Annotated in this window: 16 protein-coding genes, 3 tRNA genes and 3 rRNA genes; 15 read left to right on the plus strand and 7 right to left on the minus strand. The window is 55.0% G+C overall.

What is annotated here, in order from left to right; translation table 11 throughout:
- Positions 1 to 77 precede the first annotated feature (77 nt).
- The 7 genes from CSK29544_RS02990 (at position 78) to CSK29544_RS03020 (ending at position 6,939) form a co-directional block, all read left to right on the plus strand.
- Positions 78 to 320 carry a YhdT family protein gene (locus CSK29544_RS02990; protein WP_004387843.1) on the plus strand — a complete coding sequence of 81 codons (243 nt, stop codon included), beginning with the start codon at positions 78 to 80 and terminating at the stop codon, positions 318 to 320.
- Positions 310 to 1,764 carry a sodium/pantothenate symporter gene (panF, locus tag CSK29544_RS02995; RefSeq protein ID WP_007888227.1) on the plus strand — a complete coding sequence of 485 codons (1,455 nt, stop codon included), beginning with the start codon at positions 310 to 312 and terminating at the stop codon, positions 1,762 to 1,764. Before CSK29544_RS02990 ends, panF begins: the two co-directional genes overlap by 11 nt.
- A gap of 8 nt (positions 1,765 to 1,772) precedes the next feature.
- On the plus strand, positions 1,773 to 2,654 hold the full coding sequence (gene prmA / locus CSK29544_RS03000; protein ID WP_007888228.1) for a 50S ribosomal protein L11 methyltransferase: 882 nt from the start codon (positions 1,773 to 1,775) through the stop codon (positions 2,652 to 2,654).
- Positions 2,655 to 2,868: 214 nt separating this feature from the next.
- Positions 2,869 to 3,132 (plus strand): hypothetical protein, encoded by a 264-nt coding sequence (locus CSK29544_RS03005; RefSeq protein WP_014729781.1) that lies wholly within the window; start codon positions 2,869 to 2,871, stop codon positions 3,130 to 3,132.
- 99 nt (positions 3,133 to 3,231) lie between these two features.
- Positions 3,232 to 4,197: a tRNA dihydrouridine synthase DusB gene (gene dusB, locus CSK29544_RS03010; protein ID WP_004387847.1), complete on the plus strand. Its 966-nt coding sequence runs from the start codon at positions 3,232 to 3,234 to the stop codon at positions 4,195 to 4,197.
- A 25-nt stretch (positions 4,198 to 4,222) separates the two neighbouring features.
- A complete protein-coding gene (fis, locus tag CSK29544_RS03015) occupies positions 4,223 to 4,519 on the plus strand; it encodes a DNA-binding transcriptional regulator Fis (protein WP_000462905.1) in 297 nt (98 codons plus the stop codon).
- A 323-nt stretch (positions 4,520 to 4,842) separates the two neighbouring features.
- Complete coding sequence (locus CSK29544_RS03020; protein WP_007894299.1) at positions 4,843 to 6,939, plus strand: putative bifunctional diguanylate cyclase/phosphodiesterase; 2,097 nt, start codon at positions 4,843 to 4,845, stop codon at positions 6,937 to 6,939.
- 51 nt (positions 6,940 to 6,990) lie between these two features.
- Here CSK29544_RS03020 and envR read toward each other — a convergent pair whose 3' ends face one another.
- Positions 6,991 to 7,584, minus strand: a complete 594-nt coding sequence (gene envR / locus CSK29544_RS03025; protein WP_256999339.1) for an acrEF/envCD operon transcriptional regulator — start codon at positions 7,582 to 7,584, stop codon at positions 6,991 to 6,993.
- Here envR and CSK29544_RS24795 point away from each other — a divergent pair.
- The 8 genes from CSK29544_RS24795 to CSK29544_RS03065 all read left to right on the plus strand — a co-directional run bounded on the left by CSK29544_RS24795 (position 7,540) and on the right by CSK29544_RS03065 (position 17,478).
- A complete protein-coding gene (locus tag CSK29544_RS24795; RefSeq protein ID WP_236907405.1) occupies positions 7,540 to 7,701 on the plus strand; it encodes a hypothetical protein in 162 nt (53 codons plus the stop codon). The genes envR and CSK29544_RS24795 overlap by 45 nt on opposite strands.
- 311 nt (positions 7,702 to 8,012) lie before the next feature.
- Entirely contained in the window at positions 8,013 to 9,155 is a 1,143-nt protein-coding gene (locus CSK29544_RS03030; protein ID WP_007894296.1) for an efflux RND transporter periplasmic adaptor subunit, read from the plus strand.
- Between the two features lie 9 nt (positions 9,156 to 9,164).
- Positions 9,165 to 12,284, plus strand: a complete 3,120-nt coding sequence (locus CSK29544_RS03035) for an efflux RND transporter permease subunit (RefSeq protein WP_029039430.1) — start codon at positions 9,165 to 9,167, stop codon at positions 12,282 to 12,284.
- 348 nt (positions 12,285 to 12,632) lie between these two features.
- The gene (locus tag CSK29544_RS03040; protein ID WP_007766599.1) at positions 12,633 to 12,854 is read left to right on the plus strand and encodes a putative periplasmic lipoprotein; all 222 of its coding nucleotides are present in this window, start codon (positions 12,633 to 12,635) and stop codon (positions 12,852 to 12,854) included.
- Between the two features lie 480 nt (positions 12,855 to 13,334).
- Positions 13,335 to 14,360, plus strand: coding sequence for an amino acid ABC transporter substrate-binding protein (locus CSK29544_RS03050; protein WP_004385331.1), 1,026 nt, complete (start codon positions 13,335 to 13,337; stop codon positions 14,358 to 14,360).
- A gap of 69 nt (positions 14,361 to 14,429) precedes the next feature.
- The gene (locus CSK29544_RS03055) at positions 14,430 to 15,611 is read left to right on the plus strand and encodes an amino acid ABC transporter permease (RefSeq protein ID WP_007894289.1); all 1,182 of its coding nucleotides are present in this window, start codon (positions 14,430 to 14,432) and stop codon (positions 15,609 to 15,611) included.
- A 2-nt stretch (positions 15,612 to 15,613) separates the two neighbouring features.
- Positions 15,614 to 16,711, plus strand: coding sequence for an amino acid ABC transporter permease (locus CSK29544_RS03060; RefSeq protein ID WP_004385333.1), 1,098 nt, complete (start codon positions 15,614 to 15,616; stop codon positions 16,709 to 16,711).
- A gap of 8 nt (positions 16,712 to 16,719) precedes the next feature.
- Complete coding sequence (locus tag CSK29544_RS03065) at positions 16,720 to 17,478, plus strand: amino acid ABC transporter ATP-binding protein (protein ID WP_007894287.1); 759 nt, start codon at positions 16,720 to 16,722, stop codon at positions 17,476 to 17,478.
- 404 nt (positions 17,479 to 17,882) lie between these two features.
- On the opposite strand, the gene rrf (CSK29544_RS03070) is transcribed toward CSK29544_RS03065, so the two are convergent.
- From rrf (CSK29544_RS03070) to CSK29544_RS03095, 6 genes are all read right to left on the minus strand, one after another.
- Positions 17,883 to 17,998 (minus strand): 5S ribosomal RNA (gene rrf / locus CSK29544_RS03070).
- A 37-nt stretch (positions 17,999 to 18,035) separates the two neighbouring features.
- A tRNA-Thr gene (locus CSK29544_RS03075) sits at positions 18,036 to 18,111 on the minus strand.
- 14 nt (positions 18,112 to 18,125) lie between these two features.
- Positions 18,126 to 18,241 (minus strand): 5S ribosomal RNA (gene rrf, locus CSK29544_RS03080).
- 92 nt (positions 18,242 to 18,333) lie between these two features.
- Positions 18,334 to 21,236, minus strand: a 23S ribosomal RNA gene (locus tag CSK29544_RS03085).
- Between the two features lie 168 nt (positions 21,237 to 21,404).
- A tRNA-Ala gene (locus CSK29544_RS03090) sits at positions 21,405 to 21,480 on the minus strand.
- Positions 21,481 to 21,513: 33 nt separating this feature from the next.
- Positions 21,514 to 21,590: transfer RNA gene (locus tag CSK29544_RS03095), tRNA-Ile, on the minus strand.
- Between the last annotated feature and the right edge of the window lie 47 nt (positions 21,591 to 21,637).

Genomic DNA, 21,637 nt, shown 5'->3' on the forward strand with positions numbered 1-21,637 from the left:
TGCTGGCCTTTATTTTTTGTGCCTCCCCGAAAGTGCCAGGGTACAATCGCCGCTTTCTTCACTGACAGGGTATGACAATGGACAAACGTTTTGTTCAGGCCCACAAAGAAGCGCGCTGGGCGCTGTGGCTGACCCTCCTCTATCTCGCCGCCTGGTTAGTGGCCGCTTACTTACCTGATTCGCAACAGGGCTTCACCGGCCTGCCGCACTGGTTTGAGATGGCCTGCCTGCTGGTGCCGCTGCTGTTTATTCTGCTTTGCTGGCTCATGGTGCGCGTGATTTTCCGCGACATTCCTCTGGAGGATAACGATGCAGCATGACGTCATAGTGCCGCTTGTCGCCTATTTGCTGGTGGTATTTGGCCTGTCGCTGTATGCGATGAAGCGCCGCAGCAGCGGCAATTTCCTGAACGAATATTTCCTCGGTAGCCGCTCGATGGGCGGTGTGGTGCTGGCGATGACGCTGACCGCGACCTATATCAGCGCCAGCTCGTTTATCGGCGGGCCGGGTGCGGCTTATAAATATGGGCTCGGCTGGGTGCTGCTGGCCATGATCCAGTTGCCCGCCGTCTGGCTGTCGCTCGGCATTCTCGGTAAAAAATTCGCTATCCTCGCGCGGCGCTATAACGCCGTGACGCTCAACGATATGCTCTACGCGCGGTTTCAGAGCCGCCTGCTGGTGTGGCTGGCGAGCCTGAGTCTGCTGGTCGCTTTCATTGGTGCTATGACGGTGCAGTTCATCGGCGGCGCACGTCTGCTGGAAACGGCGGCGGGGATCCCTTACGAAACCGGCCTGCTGATTTTCGGCATCAGTATTGCGCTCTACACCGCGTTCGGCGGCTTTCGCGCCAGTGTCCTCAATGACACGCTTCAGGGGCTGGTGATGCTTATCGGCACTATCGTCCTGCTGGTGGGCGTAGTCCATGCGGCGGGCGGCCTGCACGACGCGGTCGATAAACTTCAGCATATCGATCCGAAGCTGGTATCGCCGCAGGGCGCGGACGATATTCTGTCGCCAACGTTTATGACTTCATTCTGGGTGCTGGTCTGCTTTGGGGTGATTGGCCTGCCGCACACGGCGGTGCGCTGTATCTCGTATAAAGACAGCAAAGCAGTGCATCGCGGCATTATTCTCGGCACGATTGTCGTGGCGATACTGATGCTGGGGATGCATCTCGCCGGCGCGCTGGGCCGCGCGGTGCTGCCTGACCTGCACGTTCCGGATCTGGTTATCCCAACACTCATGGTGACCGTGCTGCCGCCCTTCGCCGCCGGGATCTTCCTCGCCGCGCCGATGGCCGCGATCATGTCGACGATCAACGCGCAGCTGTTGCAGTCCTCCGCGACGATCGTCAAAGATCTGTGGCTGAACCTGCGTCCGGCGGAGATCCACAACGAGAAACGCCTCAAGCGGATGTCGTCGCTGATTACGATAATCCTGAGCGTCCTGCTGTTGCTGGCCGCCTGGCGTCCGCCTGAAATGATTATCTGGCTCAATCTGCTGGCCTTTGGCGGTCTGGAAGCCGTGTTCCTCTGGCCGCTGGTGCTGGGCCTCTACTGGGAGCGTGCCAATGCGGCAGGCGCGCTTTCGGCCATGATTGTCGGCGGCGTGCTTTACGCACTGCTCGCCACGTTTAAAATACAGCTGTTCGGCTTTCATCCGATTGTGCCGTCCCTGCTGCTAAGTCTGCTGGCTTTTGTGGTGGGCAACCTTTTTGGTCGCCCGGTTCCGCAGGCCACGCCTGTTTCCTCTGTTAATGAATGAGTAATGCCATGCCCTGGATCCAACTGAAAATAAACACCACTGGCGCTAATGCCGAAGAGATTAGCGATGCGCTGATGGAAAGCGGCGCGGTCTCCGTGACCTTCCAGGACACCCACGACACGCCGGTGTTCGAGCCGCTGCCGGGTGAAACGCGCCTGTGGGGCGATACGGACGTGATCGGCCTTTTTGACGCGGAAACGGACATGCAGGACGTGGTCGCCATGCTGGAAAACGCCCCGCTTCTCGGTGCGGGCTTCGCCCATAAAATCGAGCAGCTGGAAGATAAAGACTGGGAGCGCGAGTGGATGGACAATTTCCACCCGATGCGCTTCGGCGAGCGTCTGTGGATCTGCCCGAGCTGGCGCGACGTGCCGGATGAAAACGCTGTAAACGTGATGCTCGATCCGGGTCTGGCGTTTGGCACCGGCACACACCCCACTACTTCCCTCTGCCTGCAATGGCTCGACGGGCTGGATCTCACCGGTAAAACTGTGATTGATTTCGGCTGCGGCTCCGGCATTCTGGCTATCGCCGCGCTGAAGCTTGGCGCGGCGAAAGCGATCGGTGTGGATATCGATCCGCAGGCGATTCAGGCGAGCCGCGATAACGCCGAGCGCAACGGCGTCTCGGAGCGTCTGGAACTGTATCTGCCGGAAAACCAGCCTGCCGATATGCGGGCTGACGTTGTGGTTGCCAATATTCTCGCAGGCCCGCTGCGCGAACTGGCGCCGCTGATTAGCGTGCTGCCGGTACAGGGCGGCTTACTCGGGCTTTCCGGTATCCTGGCAAGCCAGGCACAGAGCGTATGCGAGGCGTATGAGCCGCTGTTTACGCTCGATCCGGTCGTAGAAAAAGAAGAGTGGTGCCGTATTACCGGTGTGAAGCGCTAAGGTTGCCACGCCTTCTGAAAGTGTGATGAGCTGAAAAGCGCGGCCTGTCCGCGCTTTTTTATTTCTCTCACGGTCTGACATGCTGATAGTTTATCGGTACGCAGTGTTGTTCACAGGGAGCCGCGCGCCGTCAAACGGGTAATGATTCACCACATCAATATGCAATGGAGAGCATTACTTCAACCCATACAGGAAGCAGAATAATTCACTACGGGTGAAAACCTTCACATCCCTTTTCCCCAGCGCCGATGCCCTTCACAGAACGATTCACCATGCCAACAACGAGACGCGGATCGCATTTTATCGCCTGATTTGCGCAATTTATCGCCGTTTATCCCGCTTGCGCGCCTGCCGTTTCGTTAAAAAAAGCACGATTTCAGGGATTTTTTTTGCGCACGTTTTTTCGGCGATTCTTCTTAACTTTATGATTGTTAAGTTTAATTTATTAGGGGAATCGGTACAGATGCCGATTCATTGATCTGTCGCATCGGATTGTTCAAAGTTTGGCCTTTCATCTCGTGCAAAAAATGCGTAATATACGCCGCCTTGCAGGCACAGTATGGTCATTTCTTCACTCATGCGTATCGGACACTACCAGCTCAGAAATCGCCTGATCGCAGCCCCGATGGCTGGCATTACAGACAGACCGTTTCGGACGCTGTGCTACGAGATGGGAGCAGGATTAACCGTTTCTGAGATGATGTCCTCTAACCCGGAAGTCTGGGCGAGCGATAAATCCCGGTTGCGGATGGTACATGTGGATGAACCGGGTATTCGCACCGTGCAAATCGCCGGCAGCGTACCCGAAGAGATGGCGGAAGCCGCACGTATTAATGTGGATAACGGCGCCCAGATTATTGATATCAATATGGGTTGCCCGGCTAAGAAAGTGAATCGCAAGCTGGCTGGTTCAGCCCTTCTGCAATACCCCGATCTGGTGAAGTCTATCCTGACCGCGGTAGTCAACGCAGTGGACGTTCCCGTTACGCTGAAAATTCGCACCGGCTGGGATCCGGCTAACCGTAACTGTGTAGAAATTGCCCAATTGGCTGAAGAATGTGGTATTCAGGCGCTGACGATTCATGGCCGCACGCGCGCCTGCTTGTTTCAGGGCAACGCAGAATACGACAGCATTCGGACAGTTAAGCAGAAGGTTTCCATTCCGGTTATTGCGAATGGCGACATTACTTCCCCGCATAAAGCCAGGGCTGTGCTCGACTATACAGGGGCTGATGCTCTGATGATAGGTCGCGCGGCTCAGGGAAGACCCTGGATCTTCCGGGAAATCCAGCACTATCTGGACACTGGGGAGTTGCTGCCCCCTCTGCCTCTGGCAGAGGTTAAGCGTTTGCTTTGCGCGCACGTTCGGGAATTGCATGACTTTTACGGCCAGGCAAAGGGGTACCGAATCGCGCGTAAACATGTGGCCTGGTATCTCCAGGAACATGCTCCAGATGACCAGTTTCGGCGCACATTCAACGCCATAGAGGATGCCAGCGAACAGCTGGAGGCGTTGGAGGCATACTTCGAAAATTTTGCGTAAACAGAAATAAAGAGCTGACAGAACTATGTTCGAACAACGCGTAAATTCTGACGTACTGACCGTTTCTACCGTTAACTCTCAGGATCAGGTGACTCAAAAACCCCTGCGTGACTCGGTAAAACAGGCACTGAAGAACTATTTTGCTCAACTGAATGGTCAGGATGTGAATGACCTGTATGAGCTGGTACTGGCTGAAGTAGAACAGCCCCTGTTGGACATGGTGATGCAATACACCCGCGGCAACCAGACCCGCGCTGCGCTGATGATGGGTATCAACCGCGGTACGCTGCGTAAGAAACTGAAAAAATACGGCATGAACTAAGTTCGCTTAGTTAAGCTGATTAAAAAGGCGCGAACCGGCATGGGGAAGCGCCTTTTTTGTTTTCCACTCTCCCGCCGCCGCTCTCCCGCCTGGCCTGACAAATACCCGCTCCGCGCTACACTAATGACAGTATCGTGCCAGAAATATCGGCGCCGTAGCGACATTGCTGAACACGGTTATACCTGTCAAATCCATTGTCATTAAGGGGTCTTAAATCGCTTTCGCCGGATTTTCGGCAGTGATAATGTTCAGCGCTCCTCTCTACCCCGCAGGCCCGCCAGGCAAGGCCTGAGGATGCACGACCCTATTTTGGATGAGACGCCATGCTGGTTAGTCATTACGACCATATTCTTGTTGTCACCTCGTTTGTTGTCGCCATTCTGGCGTCAAGCACCGCGCTGAATATGGCCGGTCGCGTCACCACCAGCAGCGGCAGCGCCGCACGCATCTGGCTGGTCGGCGGCAGCGTCGCAATGGGCATAGGCATCTGGGCGATGCATTTTATCGGCATGCTGGCGATGAGCCTGCCCGTCACGCTGAGCTATGACCCTCTGATTACCGCGGCATCGTTGCTTATCGCCATCGGCTCTGCGCTGTTTGCGCTGTGGCTCGTGTGCGGTGCTGAACTGAAAGTGTCGCGACTGATACCGGGCTCGCTGGTGCTGGGATGCGGGATTGCGGCGATGCACTATACCGGTATGGCAGCGTTGCTGGTGGAGCCTGGCATTGTCTGGGCCTGGGGATGGGTGGCATTGTCGATAGTCATTGCTCTGCTCGCCTCCGTCGCCGCGCTGTGGCTGACATTTCGGCTGCGTCAGGATGTCGGCAACGTCGCGCTGATGCGCGCAGGCGCCGCCATTATTATGGGAATTGCCATCGCGGGTATGCACTATACCGGCATGATGGCGGCCAATTTCCCCGGCCATACGCACGCCACACATATGGGCGTCAACACCCGCTGGCTGGCGCTGGTCGTGACGCTGGTGACGCTCGCCATCCTCGCGATTTCACTGCTCGTCTCAATGTTCGATGCGCGTTTACAAGCGCGCACCTCGCTGCTCGCTTCTTCACTTGCAGAAGCCAATAAAGAGCTCGCCCAGCTCGCGCTGCACGATACGCTCACGCGACTGCCGAACCGTATTCTGCTGGAAGATCGTCTCGATCAGGCGATTCGCAAAGCCGATCGTGAAGGAAGCCGCTTTGCATTGATGTTTATGGATCTCGACGGTTTTAAGGCCGTCAATGACGCCTACGGCCATAACACAGGCGACCAGTTGCTGATTGCCGTGACCGAACGTCTCAAGGAGCAACTCAAAGGGCAGTTTACGCTTGCGCGCATCGGCGGCGATGAGTTTGTCCTGCTTGCGGAAACCGATCAGCCCAACGACGCGGCGGCGCTCGCCAACGCGCTGGTGCACGCGATTGACGGTCCTTTTGCCGTTGAGCCCTATGAACTGGTAGTAACTATCAGCATCGGCATCGCCTTCTACCCGCACGATGGCAAAAATGGCCGCGAACTGCTGTTTAATGCTGACGCCGCGATGTATCACACCAAACATACCGGCCGTAACGGTTATAGCTTTTTCCAGCCGTCGATGAATACCCAGGCGCAGACCCAGTTGCAGCTGATGAACGATCTTTGGCTTGCGCGCGAGCGTAAAGAGCTGCGCCTTGTTTATCAGCCAAAATTCCAGGCACCGTCCGGACCGGTCGTGGGCTTTGAGGCGCTGCTGCGCTGGCAGCATCCGCAATACGGATTACTGTCACCTGACGCATTTCTCCCGCTCGCCGAAAAAACCGGGATGATTATCAGCATTGGCGAATGGGTGCTGGACGAAGCCTGCCGTCAGTTGAATGAATGGCATCAGGCGGGCCACCACGCCTGGTCGGTCGCGGTTAATCTCTCGACCATGCAGTTTGAACAGCCCGGTCTGGTGGAGATGGTGATGAGCTGTCTTGAGCGTCATCAGATAGCGCCGGAGAAACTGATTCTGGAAGTGACCGAAACCACGGCGATGAGCAATCCAGATGAAAGCGTGCGCCTGCTGACCCGGCTTACCGAGCTTGGCGTTAAAGCGTCGATTGATGATTTCGGCACGGGCTATTCGAGCCTGCTCTATCTGAAGCGGCTGCCCGCCAGCGAGCTGAAAATCGACCGCGCGTTTGTTAATGAGCTGCGTGCCGAGGGCGAAGACGCGACTATTGTTTCCGCCATCGTGGCGCTGGCGAAAACCCTGAATTTGCGGGTGGTCGCGGAAGGCGTGGAAACCGTTGAGCAGCAGCAGTTCCTTACTGAACTTGGCTGCAATACCTTACAGGGCTATCTGCTCGGTAAACCGCTGGCACCGGAAGTGATCACCCGGGAAGGCGACAATCTTGAGCATCCGCAGTCAGCCACGGCCACCGAAGAAAACGGATAACGCTAACCGTCACGCCAGCGGCGACGGCACGGCTGGCGTGACGGTTATTTTTCATTTTCCCGATTGAGAGCCGTTATTTTCCGGCCGCGGCAGCATGCGCAAAATGTTGTCCACCAGCGCGGGAGCTTGTCTGAAAAGATCGCACGCGTCGGGCTGAAATAACCAGTTTTTAAGAATACCACTCAGGCAGCCGTGTAAAATCGTTAACATAATATCGACATCCAGAGAACCGGCTATCTGTTTATCCGCAATGCCCCGCCGTAATAATTCCCCAATATAATGCCGACTGAAACCAATTCGCTCGCGGATTTCACTCTCCGGCATCATCTCTTCATCAAATTCACATTTACGATAAAGAATTTGCAACAACGCGCGCTGTCGCGGACTGCTGGCGATATATTGCAGCACGGCAATAAACGTTTCGCGTAATAATCGTAATGGATCCCGCCATGCCTCTTCCGGAATGTTTGGGCGAATAATCTCCCTGACGGGTAATTGCTGCTGCCAGATTTCATTAAACAGATCCGCTTTGCTGGCGAAATGCCAGTACACCGCGCCACGCGTCACCTGCGCAGCCTGCGCGATGTCCGTAAGCGTGGTATGCGCGACACCGCGCTCAGCGAACGTAAAGATGGCGGCATCGATGAGCTGCTGACGCGTCTTAAGCGCCTCTTGTTTGGTTCTCCGGGCCATAAATCACCTTGCCTTTTCCTGGCGGGGGACGAATCAAATAATTGCCGTCGTTTTTTATCACAGCTTTAATGTTGAAGCGTGTGATTTTTATATATAGATTTTGATGATATTTGAGATAATAAAATAAAAACAATAAATATATTTCAACCCAGAAAGAATTATTCGCAGCTGGTAACAAAAGCTTTTCGGAAATCATAAAAACAAAAATAAATGAAGCGCTTCCTTTGCTTTCTGGTGCTTTTCCCCGTCCGAATAAATAAGGAATACTGACACAGACGCAAAATTATTTGTACGATAGCGCCCTGTTAATTTTATCTCACCCGTATTCCTGCTACCGGCCCGACGGTGGATTTTGTATTTATGCTAATCAAGGAACAGCAATGACCAATTATGCCAGGCTTCTGCTTATGCCCCTTGGCCTGTACCTCTGTGTGTCAGGGATGACAGGTTGTGATAATCAAACGAATGAAGCACCTGCCGCTGCCGCACCGCAGGTGACCGTGCATATCGTAAAACCTTCTCCCGTCGCGGTCGTGACCGAATTGCCGGGACGCACCCGCGCTTTTCGCATAGCCCAGGTTCGCCCACAGGTGAGCGGCATTATCCTCAGCCGTAACTTTACTGAAGGCGCGGATGTGAACGCCGGTGACTCGCTGTACCAGATAGATCCAGCGGTGTACCAGGCCGCGTGGCAAAACGCCAAAGGCAGTCTCGCGAAAGCGCAGGCAGCCGCCGAGATGGCCCGCCTGACCGTAAAACGCTACGCGGCGCTGACGGGCACGCAGTACATCAGCAAACAGGAATATGACGAGGCGGTGGCGAACGCGCATCAGGCCGAGGCGAGCGTGACGGCGGCCAAAGCGGCGCTGGAGAGCGCCAGAATCAATCTTGCCTGGACGAAAGTGACCTCGCCAATCAGTGGTCGCATCGGCAAATCGAACGTCACCGAAGGAGCGCTTGTCACCAGTAGCCAGGCGAGCGAACTGGCGACCGTTCAGCAGCTCGATCCGATTTATGTGGACGTCACTCAGTCCAGCACCGATTTCCTGCGCCTGAAAAACGCGATGGCGCAGGGGAACGTTGAAAAAGAAGCCAATGACGGCAACGTCGAACTGGTGATGGAAAACGGCGACACCTACCCGCTGAAAGGCCAGTTGCAGTTCTCTGATGTGACGGTGGATGAGAGCACCGGCTCGATTACCCTGCGCGCCATTTTCCCGAACCCGCAGCATCTTCTGCTGCCCGGCATGTTTGTACGCGCCCGCATTCACGAAGGCGTTCAGCCTGACGCCATTCTGGTACCGCAGCAGGGCGTGACGCGTACGCCACGCGGCGAGGCGATGGTAATGGTGGTTAATGAGAAAAACCAGGTGGAAAACCGCAGCGTGACCACAAGCCAGGCGATTAACGATACCTGGCTTGTCACAAGTGGCCTCAAAACGGGCGAAAAAGTGATTGTCAGCGGGCTGCAAAAAGCGCATCCAGGCGCTGTTGTCACGCCTGTTTCTGCGCCTGCGAAGTAAGGTGACGTCATGGCTAACTTTTTTATTCAACGCCCCATTTTCGCCTGGGTTCTGGCGATCATCATGATGATGGCGGGCGCGCTGGCGATTCTGCAACTGCCCATCGCCCAGTACCCGACCATCGCTCCACCGGCCATCGCCGTCTCAGCCACCTATCCGGGCGCAGACGCGCAGACGGTACAGGACACCGTGACGCAGGTTATCGAACAGAATATGAACGGCATCGATAACCTGATGTATATGTCCTCCACCAGCGACTCCGCGGGCGGCGTGACGGTTACGCTCACCTTTACCTCCGGGACAGATCCGGATATCGCCCAGGTGCAGGTACAGAACAAGCTGCAGCTCGCCATGCCGCTGCTGCCGCAGGAGGTTCAGCAACAGGGCGTGAGCGTCGAGAAATCCAGTAGCAGCTTTCTGCTGGTCGCCGGTTTTATCAGCGACAACCCGTTGCTGACGCAGGAAGATATCGCCGACTACGTCTCTTCCGATGTGAAAGATACCATCAGCCGTACCAACGGCGTCGGCGACGTGCAGCTGTTCGGCGCGCAGTACGCCATGCGCATCTGGCTCGATACGCATGCGATGAATAATTATCAGCTGACGCCGCTGGATATCATCAACCAGTTGAAAGCGCAGAATAACCAGATAGCCGCAGGCCAGCTTGGCGGCACGCCTGCCGTACCGGGACAACAGCTTAACGCCTCGATCATCGCCCAGACGCGTCTGAAAGATCCGCAGGAGTTTGGCCGGGTAATGCTGAAGGTTAACCCGGACGGCTCGCAGGTGCGTCTGCGCGACGTGGCGCGCATTGAGCTTGGCGGTGAGAACTACAATATGCTGACCAAAATTAATGGTCAGCCTGCCACCGGGCTTGGGATCAAACTCGCTACCGGCGCCAACGCGCTGGATACCGCAAAAGCGATTAAAACCACGCTTGCCGACCTGCAGCGCTATTTCCCGCAGGGCATGAAAGTGGTTTACCCCTACGACACCACGCCGTTTGTGAAAATCTCTATTCACGAAGTGGTGAAAACCCTGTTTGAAGCCATCATTCTGGTTTTCCTGGTGATGTATCTGTTCCTGCAAAACCTGCGGGCGACGCTCATTCCTACCATTGCCGTGCCCGTCGTACTGCTCGGTACGTTCGCCGTGCTGTCGGCGTTCGGCTATTCCATTAATACCCTGACCATGTTCGGCATGGTGCTGGCGATAGGGCTGCTGGTCGATGACGCCATTGTGGTGGTCGAGAACGTCGAGCGCGTGATGGTGGAAGAAAAGCTGCCGCCCAAAGAGGCGACACAGCTGTCGATGTCCCAGATTCAGGGCGCGCTGGTGGGTATCGCGATGGTGCTCTCCGCCGTTTTCGTGCCGATGGCGTTCTTTGGCGGTTCTACCGGCGCTATCTACCGGCAGTTTTCTGTCACCATCGTCTCATCCATGGCGCTTTCCGTGCTGGTGGCGCTGATCCTCACTCCCGCGCTGTGCGCCACGCTGCTCAAACCGGTAAGTGACGATCATCACGCGAAAAAAGCGAAATTTTTCGTCTGGTTCAATGCGCGTTTTGATTTAAGCGTTAATCACTACACGCAGAGTGTGAGCGGCATCCTGCGTAAAACCGGGCGTTATCTCGTGCTTTATCTGCTCATTGTCGCCGGTATGACGGTGCTGTTTGTGCGCCTGCCGACTTCCTTTCTGCCGGAGGAAGATCAGGGCGTCTTCATGACGATGGTGCAGTTGCCGTCAGGCGCGACGCAGGCGCGTACCCAGCAGGTTCTCGACCAGGTAACCCATTACTATCTCAACGATGAGAAAGCGAATGTGGAATCGGTGTTTACCGTCAGCGGCTTTAGCTTCAGCGGCCAGGGTCAGAACGCCGGGATTGCGTTTATCAGCCTGAAACCGTGGGAAGAACGCCCCGACCATGAAAACAGCGTCGAAGCCATTGTCGCCCGCGCGGGGCGGGCATTCGGCAAGATTCAGGACGGGCTGGTTTTCCCGTTTAACCTTCCGGCTATTTTTGAGCTGGGCACCGCGACCGGCTTTGACTTCGAGCTGAAGGATCAGGCTAACCTTGGGCATAACGCGCTCACTCAGGCGCGTAACCAGCTACTCGGTATGGTACGCGAACATCCGGATCTGCTGACGCGCGTGCGCCCGAACGGGCTTGAGGATACGCCGCAGTTCAAACTGGATGTCGATCAGGAGAAAGCGCAGGCGCTGGGCGTGTCGATTCCGGACATCAACCAGACCATTACGACAGCGCTGGGCGGCACCTACGTGAACGACTTTATCGACCGTGGCCGCGTGAAAAAAGTCTACGTACAGGCCGATGCGCCATTCCGCATGCTGCCGTCAGATATCAATACGCTATACGTGCGCGGCAGTAACAGCGACATGGTGCCGCTCTCGGCGTTTACCACCGCGCACTGGATCTACGGTTCGCCGCGCCTGGAGCGTTATAACGGGATGCCGTCGATGGAAATCCTCGGCGAGGCGGCACCTGGCAGAAGTACCGGTGAGGCGATGGCGCTGATGGAAAGCCTCGCCGCTAAGCTGCCCACAGGCATCGGCTATGACTGGACCGGGCTCTCTTATCAGGAGCGGCTCTCCGGCAATCAGGCGCCGGCGCTGTATGCCATTTCACTGATTGTAGTGTTCCTGTGTCTGGCGGCGCTTTATGAAAGCTGGTCGATTCCGTTCTCGGTGATGCTGGTCGTGCCGCTGGGGATTATCGGCGCGCTGCTCGCGGCATCGCTGCGCGGTCTTAATAACGACGTCTATTTCCAGGTCGGCCTGTTGACGACCATTGGACTCTCCGCGAAAAACGCCATTCTGATTGTGGAGTTCGCCAAAGATCTGATGGAAAAAGAGGGCCACAGCCTGATGGAAGCGACGCTTGAGGCGGTGCGCTTACGTCTGCGTCCGATTCTGATGACATCGCTGGCATTTATTCTCGGCGTACTGCCGCTGGTGCTGAATAGCGGCGCGGGCAGCGGCGCGCAAAACGCGGTCGGCACTGGCGTCATGGGCGGCATGCTGAGCGCCACGCTGCTGGCGATTTTCTTCGTGCCGGTCTTTTTTGTGGTGATCCGCCGACGTTTTATAAAACCGAACGGCAATGCCTGAATGCGAATTACAGGGCGCCAACATGGCGCCTTGTTTTATTCCGCTTATCTGATTTTGTATTTTGTTTTATCATTGCCAACACCATAACTCCTTATTGCCATTAGCTTATTATTCCCGGCATCGTAACGGTGCGTGATAACGTAAAGCGCTATTCTTCATATTTTCTTCACATTAACCCCGTTTCACGCCCTGTTCATCCATCATTTTTACATTTCACATGAATTGCAATTATTGTCTGCTCAACGCACAGCAGAACGCGTGATAACCTTCTTTTATTGGCCGATGCTGATGCACGATTTATTAATTCGAATCGTTTCGGGACGGCGATTTATTCTGTAGAGGTGCATGATGAAAAAAGTAATTCCCGCCGCATTGCTGTGTACGTTACTGGCTGGCTGCGCCCATGATTCCCCTTGCGTGCCGGTTTATGACGATCAGGGCCGTCTGGTGCATACCAATACCTGTATGAAAGGCACGACTCAGGATAACTGGGAAACCGCAGGTGCCGTCGCGGGCGGTGCTGCCGCGCTCGCCGGGTTGACGATGGGCATCATCGCGCTGAGTAAATAAACGGATATCGGCGGGCCAGAGCGCCCGCCTCTCTGCTTTAAAACGGTGCAGAGGATTTTTATAAAGTAAAATTTTGGCATTGCTTTGGCGCATAATAAAAATGCCATCATTATCAGACGCGTTTTTAAGACTGAATGTATTGTTAATTTAATTGCCTGCGTGAGTTATCTCACAGGTTTCTTCTGTAATTGCCCCCGCAATATTAACGCAGGAAATCATCTTTATTCCCGCACCGATAAAACGCCGCTTATTTTGCTCCAAAATGTGGCGCGCATTGTCTTTTTGCACTTTTTCAGTGCGCTTATTTTTTTCTTTTCTGTCTACACTTCGCTTATTACATCAGCGCGCGGCTTTTTATGCCTGATGTAAACCTGGCATTCCCTTTGCTTTATCCCCTGCGGCTTATGCCACAGACAGCAAACTGGCGCCTCCCGGTCGCCTTATATCTATAACGATAATTCTCGCCACACAGGATGCATTATGAAGAAGATGATGATCGCCACTCTGGCCGCCGCGGGCGCGCTGTTCGCCGTTGCTAACCAGGCCCATGCGGGCGCCACGCTGGACAGTGTGAAAAAGAAAGGTTTTGTACAGTGCGGCATCAGTGACGGTTTGCCGGGCTTTTCCTATGCGGATGCCGGCGGCAAGTTTACCGGTATTGACGTTGATGTCTGCCGCGGCGTGGCTGCTGCTGTCTTTGGCGACGCCTCAAAAGTGAAATATACCCCGCTGACCGCGAAAGAGCGTTTCACCGCGCTGCAATCCGGCGAAGTGGATGTGCTGTCCCGTAACACGACCTGGACATCATCCCGTGATGCAGGCATGGGGATGTCGTTCACCGGCGTTACCTATTACGACGGCATTGGCTTCCTGACCCACAACAAAGCGGGCCTTAAAAGCGCAAAAGAGCTGGATGGCGCGACCGTCTGTATTCAGGCCGGTACCGACACTGAGCTGAACGTGGCGGATTATTTTAAAGCCAACAATATGAAATATACGCCGGTGACTTTCGATCGCTCCGATGAGTCAGCCAAGGCGCTGGAATCCGGGCGCTGCGATACGCTGGCGTCTGACCAGTCTCAGCTTTACGCGCTGCGCATTAAGCTCAGCAACCCGGCCGAATGGATTGTTCTGCCGGAAGTTATCTCCAAAGAGCCGCTCGGCCCGGTCGTGCGCCGCGGCGATGACGAGTGGTTCTCGATTGTGCGCTGGACGCTGTTTGCCATGCTGAACGCCGAAGAGATGGGCATCGACTCTAAAAACGTCGATGCTAAAGCGGCTAACCCTTCCACGCCGGATATGGCGCACCTGTTAGGCAAAGAAGGCGACTACGGCAAGGATCTGAAGCTCGACAATAAGTGGGCGTATAACATCATCAAGCAGGTCGGTAACTATGGCGAGATCTTCGAGCGTAACGTGGGCCAGGAAAGCCCGCTGAAGATCAAACGTGGCCAGAACAATCTCTGGAATAAAGGCGGGATTCAGTACGCGCCGCCGGTACGTTAAGCAGTATGCCGTTACGGGCGTCGCGGTTGCGGCGCCCAGCCCAGAGTTATGGTTGCCTGAGGTTTACCTATGTTCCATCGACGCCCTGGCGTGAAGGGCCCTCTTTCCCTTTCCAGCCCTGCGGTTCGCGCATGGCTGTACCAGATTGTGGCGATTGCTGTCGTGCTTGGCATCGCCGCGTATTTAATTCATAACACCATTACTAACCTGAATAATCGGGGCATTACCTCAGGATTCGCGTTTCTCGATCGCAGCGCCGGGTTTGGCATTGTTCAGCATCTGATTGATTACCAGGAAGGCGATACGTATGGCCGCGTTTTCCTGGTCGGTCTGATGAATACGCTGCTGGTTTCCGCGCTCTGTATCGTTTTCGCCTCGTTTCTCGGCTTTTTTATCGGCCTTGCGCGGCTCTCTGATAACTGGCTGCTGCGTAAACTCTCTACGATTTATATTGAGACGTTCCGCAATATTCCGCCGCTCTTACAGATCTTCTTCTGGTACTTCGCAGTGCTGCGCAACTTGCCAGGCCCACGGCAGGCAGTCAGCGCGTTCGATCTGGCGTTTTTAAGCAACCGCGGGCTTTACCTGCCCTCGCCCGAGGCGGGGGAAGGCGCGCTGGCTTTTGTGGCGGCCCTGGTCATCGCGCTCGCGTTGTCCGCCGGGCTGTATCGCTTCAATAAGAAACATCAGATGAAAACCGGCCAGTTGCGGCGTACCTGGACTTCGCTTTTACTGCTGATCGTCGTGCTGCCGCTGCTGGCACATCTGATATTTGGCCCCGCGATGCACTGGGATGTGCCTGCGCTGCGTGGGTTTAACTTCCGCGGCGGGCTGGCGCTTATACCGGAGCTGGCAGCGCTGACGCTGGCGCTTTCGGTTTATACCTCTGCCTTTATTGCTGAGATTATCCGCGCCGGGATTTTATCTGTACCGCACGGCCAGCATGAGGCGGCCCGCTCGTTAGGTCTCCCAAACCCGGTCACGCTGCGCCAGGTTATTATCCCGCAGGCGATGCGCGTCATTATTCCACCGTTAACCAGCCAGTACCTGAACATTGTGAAAAACTCGTCGCTGGCGGCCGCTATCGGTTACCCCGATATGGTGTCGCTGTTTGCCGGTACGGTGCTGAACCAGACCGGACAGGCGATTGAAACGATCGCTATCACGATGTCGGTGTATCTCATTATCAGCCTGTCGATTTCGCTGCTGATGAACCTTTATAACCGGCGTATAGCCCTGGTGGAGCGTTAATCATGACGACGAATGCGATATCGCCTGCTCCTGCGCGTCCGGTTAACCGTGGCGCGTTGGTCTGGATGCGCAAAAATCTGTTCTCCAGCTGGAGTAATAGCCTGCTGACCCTGTTCTGTCTCTGGATGATGTGGGAGCTGATTCCGCCGCTGCTGAACTGGGCGTTTTTGCAGGCCAACTGGGTGGGCAGCACCCGCGCCGACTGCACCAAAGAAGGTGCCTGCTGGGTATTTATTCACGCTCGCTTCGGCCAGTTTATGTATGGGCTTTATCCGCATGACGAACGCTGGCGCATTAATCTGGCGCTGATTGTCGGTCTGGTGTCGATTGTGCCGATGTTCTGGAAAGGCCTGCCGCAGCGTGGTCGTTACATCACGTGCTGGGCCATCGCGTATCCCCTTGTGGTGTGGTGGCTGATGTATGGCGGTTTTCTTGGCCTTGAGCGGGTTGAAACCCGTCAGTGGGGCGGGCTTACGCTGACGCTGATTATCGCCTCGGTGGGGATAGCCGGCGCGCTGCCGCTGGGGATCCTGCTGGCGCTGGGGCGTCGCTCCCGAATGCCAGTCGTGCGAGTGCTCTCAGTGATTTTTATTGAGTTCTGGCGTGGCGTACCGCTGATTACGGTGCTGTTTATGTCATCTGTCATGCTGCCGCTCTTTATGGCGGAAGGGACAAGCATCGATAAGCTTATCCGCGCGCTGGTCGGGGTGATTCTGTTCCAGTCCGCCTATGTGGCCGAAGTAGTTCGCGGCGGCCTGCAGGCGCTTCCCAAAGGCCAGTACGAGGCCGCGGAATCACTGGCGCTGGGGTACTGGAAAACGCAGGGGCTGGTGATCCTGCCACAGGCGCTGAAACTCGTGATACCGGGCCTGGTCAATACCATCATCGCCCTTTTTAAAGACACCAGTCTGGTCATTATTATCGGGCTTTTCGATCTGTTCAGCAGCGTCCAGCAAGCAACCGTCGATCCCGCCTGGCTCGGGATGTCGACGGAGGGCTATGTTTTTGCCGCGCTGATCTATTGGATCTTCTGCTTTAGCATGTCGCGCTACAGCCAGCATCTGGAAAAGCGCTTTCACACCGGGCGTACGCCGCACTGAGGATAACCATGAGTCAAATTACACTGCAGCCTGCCGACGCGATGATTACGCTGGAAAACGTGAACAAATGGTACGGTCAGTTTCATGTGCTGAAAGATATTAACCTGAAGGTGAAACAGGGGGAGCGCATCGTACTGTGCGGGCCATCCGGCTCCGGTAAATCGACAACGATCCGCTGTATCAATCATCTGGAAGAACATCAGCAGGGGCGCATTGTGGTCGATGGCATTGAGCTGAACGACGATCTGCGCAACATCGAAAAGGTGCGCACCGAAGTGGGGATGGTGTTCCAACACTTTAATCTGTTCCCGCACCTGACCGTATTGCAGAACTGTACGCTGGCACCGATCTGGGTGCGTAAGCTTCCGAAAAAAGAAGCGGAAGCGCTGGCGATGCATTATCTGCAAAGAGTACGCATCGCAGAACATGCGCATAAATTTCCGGGGCAGATCTCCGGTGGACAGCAGCAGCGCGTGGCGATAGCTCGCTCATTGTGTATGAAGCCGAAAATTATGTTGTTTGATGAGCCGACATCAGCGCTCGATCCCGAAATGGTCAAAGAGGTACTCGACACGATGATTGGTCTCGCAGAGTCAGGTATGACGATGTTATGCGTCACGCATGAAATGGGTTTTGCGCGCACGGTGGCAGACCGGGTGATCTTTATGGATCGCGGCGAGATTGTCGAACAGGCACCGCCACAGGAGTTTTTCTCGAATCCGCAGTCAGAACGTACCCGCGCTTTTCTCTCTCAGGTTATTCATTAATCGGTCTTTCGCCCTGCCGTTCTGGTGGGGCGTACTCTCTTTTTTCTTTTACCGTGACGATGTGGCTGGAGCGCGCCGTTTTTTGCCGTTTCGAATTAGCGTTTGGAGAACGTGTCCTGCTATTCAGGTGTAAGAACAGGGATAAGGCGGGAAGTTGATCGGTCGGCTTTTATAATGGAGCAGTGAAGCGCTCAAAAGTAAAACCCTGCATAATTGGGCTGAGAGATTTTCTGTGAATGTCGAGACGCTGGAGCCAGTGCTCTGTTCGCTATCTTCGGGAGCGTTGCTCGAAACGTTAAAATCCAGGTGTGGTGGATTTATTCTTCTTAAGCTGGCGATTCACCGACAAGCAACGCAAAAGCAAAAGGCCCAGTCTGTCGACTGGGCCTTTTGCTTTATTTGATGTCTGGCAGTTCCCTACTCTCGCATGGGGAGGCCCCACACTACCATCGGCGCTACGGCGTTTCACTTCTGAGTTCGGCATGGGGTCAGGTGGGGCCACCGCGCTACAGCCGCCAGACAAATTCTTTTTAAATGCCGAACATTAACCGAAAAACTGGTGCTGATACCCAGAGTCGAACTGGGGACCTCACCCTTACCAAGGGTGCGCTCTACCAACTGAGCCATATCAGCACACTAAATTTGATGCCTGGCAGTTCCCTACTCTCGCATGGGGAGGCCCCACACTACCATCGGCGCTACGGCGTTTCACTTCTGAGTTCGGCATGGGGTCAGGTGGGACCACCGCGCTACAGCCGCCAGGCAAATTCTGTCCGTTCACCGCTTACGCCATGAACGTTTATCCGTCACAAGCTGAATATTGTCTCTCAACACGCCAGACTTCTTTGGCGTTGTAAGGTTAAGCCTCACGGTTCATTAGTACCGGTTAGCTCAACGCATCGCTGCGCTTACACACCCGGCCTATCAACGTCGTCGTCTTCAACGTTCCTTCAGGAGACTTATAGTCTCAGGGAGAACTCATCTCGGGGCAAGTTTCGTGCTTAGATGCTTTCAGCACTTATCTCTTCCGCATTTAGCTACCGGGCAGTGCCATTGGCATGACAACCCGAACACCAGTGATGCGTCCACTCCGGTCCTCTCGTACTGGGAGCAGCCCCCCTCAATTCTCCAGCGCCCACGGCAGATAGGGACCGAACTGTCTCACGACGTTCTAAACCCAGCTCGCGTACCACTTTAAATGGCGAACAGCCATACCCTTGGGACCTACTTCAGCCCCAGGATGTGATGAGCCGACATCGAGGTGCCAAACACCGCCGTCGATATGAACTCTTGGGCGGTATCAGCCTGTTATCCCCGGAGTACCTTTTATCCGTTGAGCGATGGCCCTTCCATACAGAACCACCGGATCACTATGACCTGCTTTCGCACCTGCTCGAGCCGTCACTCTCGCAGTCAAGCCAGCTTATGCCATTGCACTAACCTCCTGATGTCCGACCAGGATTAGCTGACCTTCGTGCTCCTCCGTTACACTTTGGGAGGAGACCGCCCCAGTCAAACTACCCACCAGACACTGTCCCCACGCCAGATTATGGCGCCAGGTTAGAACATCAAACATTAAAGGGTGGTATTTCAAGGTCGGCTCCACGCAGACTGGCGTCCACGCTTCAAAGCCTCCCACCTATCCTACACATCAAGGCTCAATGTTCAGTGTCAAGCTGTAGTAAAGGTTCACGGGGTCTTTCCGTCTTGCCGCGGGTACACTGCATCTTCACAGCGAGTTCAATTTCACTGAGTCTCGGGTGGAGACAGCCTGGCCATCATTACGCCATTCGTGCAGGTCGGAACTTACCCGACAAGGAATTTCGCTACCTTAGGACCGTTATAGTTACGGCCGCCGTTTACCGGGGCTTCGATCAGGAGCTTCTCTTGCGATAACCCCATCAATTAACCTTCCGGCACCGGGCAGGCGTCACACCGTATACGTCCACTTTCGTGTTTGCACAGTGCTGTGTTTTTAATAAACAGTTGCAGCCAGCTGGTATCTTCGACTGACTTCAGCTCCACCCGCAGGGGCTTCACCTACATGTCAGCGTGCCTTCTCCCGAAGTTACGGCACCATTTTGCCTAGTTCCTTCACCCGAGTTCTCTCAAGCGCCTTGGTATTCTCTACCTGACCACCTGTGTCGGTTTGGGGTACGATTTGATGTTACCTGATGCTTAGAGGCTTTTCCTGGAAGCAGGGCATTTGTCACTTCAGCACCGTGGTGCCTCGTCATCACGCCTCAGCCTTAACTTTCCGGATTTGCCTGGAAAGTCAGCCTACACGCTTAAACCGGGACAACCGTCGCCCGGCCGACATAGCCTTCTCCGTCCCCCCTTCGCAGTAACACCAAGTACAGGAATATTAACCTGTTTCCCATCGACTACGCCTTTCGGCCTCGCCTTAGGGGTCGACTCACCCTGCCCCGATTAACGTTGGACAGGAACCCTTGGTCTTCCGGCGAGCGGGCTTTTCACCCGCTTTATCGTTACTTATGTCAGCATTCGCACTTCTGATACCTCCAGCATGCCTCACAGCACACCTTCGCAGGCTTACAGAACGCTCCCCTACCCAACAACGCATAAGCGTCGCTGCCGCAGCTTCGGTGCATGGTTTAGCCCCGTTACATCTTCCGCGCAGGCCGACTCGACCAGTGAGCTATTACGCTTTCTTTAAATGATGGCTGCTTCTAAGCCAACATCCTGGCTGTCTGGGCCTTCCCACATCGTTTCCCACTTAACCATGACTTTGGGACCTTAGCTGGCGGTCTGGGTTGTTTCCCTCTTCACGACGGACGTTAGCACCCGCCGTGTGTCTCCCGTGATAACATTCTCCGGTATTCGCAGTTTGCATCGGGTTGGTAAGCCGGGATGGCCCCCTAGCCGAAACAGTGCTCTACCCCCGGAGATGAGTTCACGAGGCGCTACCTAAATAGCTTTCGGGGAGAACCAGCTATCTCCCGGTTTGATTGGCCTTTCACCCCCAGCCACAGGTCATCCGCTAATTTTTCAACATTAGTCGGTTCGGTCCTCCAGTTAGTGTTACCCAACCTTCAACCTGCCCATGGCTAGATCACCGGGTTTCGGGTCTATACCCTGCAACTTAACGCCCGGTTAAGACTCGGTTTCCCTTCGGCTCCCCTATACGGTTAACCTTGCTACAGAATATAAGTCGCTGACCCATTATACAAAAGGTACGCAGTCACCCTCTTACGAAGGCTCCCACTGCTTGTACGTACACGGTTTCAGGTTCTGTTTCACTCCCCTCGCCGGGGTTCTTTTCGCCTTTCCCTCACGGTACTGGTTCACTATCGGTCAGTCAGGAGTATTTAGCCTTGGAGGATGGTCCCCCCATCTTCAGACAGGATATCACGTGTCCCGCCCTACTCATCGAGCTCACAGCCTGTGTGCCTTCGTGTACGGGGCTGTCACCCTGTATCGCCGGCCTTTCCAGACCGTTCCACTGACACACAAGCTGATTCAGGCTCTGGGCTGTTCCCCGTTCGCTCGCCGCTACTGGGGGAATCTCGGTTGATTTCTTTTCCTCGGGGTACTTAGATGTTTCAGTTCCCCCGGTTCGCCTCGTTAGCCTATGTATTCAGCTAACGATGATGCACCGAAGTGCACCGGGTTTCCCCATTCGGACATCGCCGGTTATAACGGTTCATATCACCTTACCGGCGCTTTTCGCAGATTAGCACGTCCTTCATCGCCTCTGACTGCCAGGGCATCCACCGTGTACGCTTGTTCGCTTAACCTCACAACCCGAAGAAGTCTTCGTGCTGCGAGTTTGAGAGACTCTGACACACCGCGCATTTCTTATTACGGAGAAATACAGCAGCGTGTCTGTTTCAATTTTCAGCTTGTTCCGGATTGTTAAAGAGCAAATACTTCGCAGTATACTCACTGAGTACACTCTGAAGTGATGGTGGAGCTATGCGGGATCGAACCGCAGACCTCCTGCGTGCAAAGCAGGCGCTCTCCCAGCTGAGCTATAGCCCCATCGTAGTTAAACCTCTTCAACTCCTGCGGAGTTGGTAGGCCTGAGTGGACTTGAACCACCGACCTCACCCTTATCAGGGGTGCGCTCTAACCACCTGAGCTACAAGCCTGTAGAGGTTTTGCTTCTTTACTTTCTATCAGACAATCTGTGTGAGCA

Origin of the sequence: Cronobacter sakazakii, assembly GCF_000982825.1 — a bacterium.
Lineage (GTDB): Bacteria > Pseudomonadota > Gammaproteobacteria > Enterobacterales > Enterobacteriaceae > Cronobacter > Cronobacter sakazakii.

Excerpts from the sequence above, each read along its gene's own strand:
- CSK29544_RS03035 (WP_029039430.1), top strand. The coding sequence starts at position 9,165 with ATGGCTAACTTTTTTATTCAACGCCCCATTTTCGCCTGGGTTCTGGCG.
- dusB (WP_004387847.1), top strand. The coding sequence starts at position 3,232 with ATGCGTATCGGACACTACCAGCTCAGAAATCGCCTGATCGCAGCCCCG.
- prmA (WP_007888228.1), top strand. The coding sequence starts at position 1,773 with ATGCCCTGGATCCAACTGAAAATAAACACCACTGGCGCTAATGCCGAA.
- CSK29544_RS03030 (WP_007894296.1), top strand. The coding sequence starts at position 8,013 with ATGACCAATTATGCCAGGCTTCTGCTTATGCCCCTTGGCCTGTACCTC.
- CSK29544_RS24795 (WP_236907405.1), top strand. The coding sequence starts at position 7,540 with ATGCGCGACACCGCGCTCAGCGAACGTAAAGATGGCGGCATCGATGAG.
- CSK29544_RS03055 (WP_007894289.1), top strand. The coding sequence starts at position 14,430 with ATGTTCCATCGACGCCCTGGCGTGAAGGGCCCTCTTTCCCTTTCCAGC.
- panF (WP_007888227.1), top strand. The coding sequence starts at position 310 with ATGCAGCATGACGTCATAGTGCCGCTTGTCGCCTATTTGCTGGTGGTA.
- CSK29544_RS02990 (WP_004387843.1), top strand. The coding sequence starts at position 78 with ATGGACAAACGTTTTGTTCAGGCCCACAAAGAAGCGCGCTGGGCGCTG.
- CSK29544_RS03065 (WP_007894287.1), top strand. The coding sequence starts at position 16,720 with ATGAGTCAAATTACACTGCAGCCTGCCGACGCGATGATTACGCTGGAA.
- CSK29544_RS03050 (WP_004385331.1), top strand. The coding sequence starts at position 13,335 with ATGAAGAAGATGATGATCGCCACTCTGGCCGCCGCGGGCGCGCTGTTC.
- CSK29544_RS03060 (WP_004385333.1), top strand. The coding sequence starts at position 15,614 with ATGACGACGAATGCGATATCGCCTGCTCCTGCGCGTCCGGTTAACCGT.
- CSK29544_RS03040 (WP_007766599.1), top strand. The coding sequence starts at position 12,633 with ATGAAAAAAGTAATTCCCGCCGCATTGCTGTGTACGTTACTGGCTGGC.
- fis (WP_000462905.1), top strand. The coding sequence starts at position 4,223 with ATGTTCGAACAACGCGTAAATTCTGACGTACTGACCGTTTCTACCGTT.
- CSK29544_RS03020 (WP_007894299.1), top strand. The coding sequence starts at position 4,843 with ATGCTGGTTAGTCATTACGACCATATTCTTGTTGTCACCTCGTTTGTT.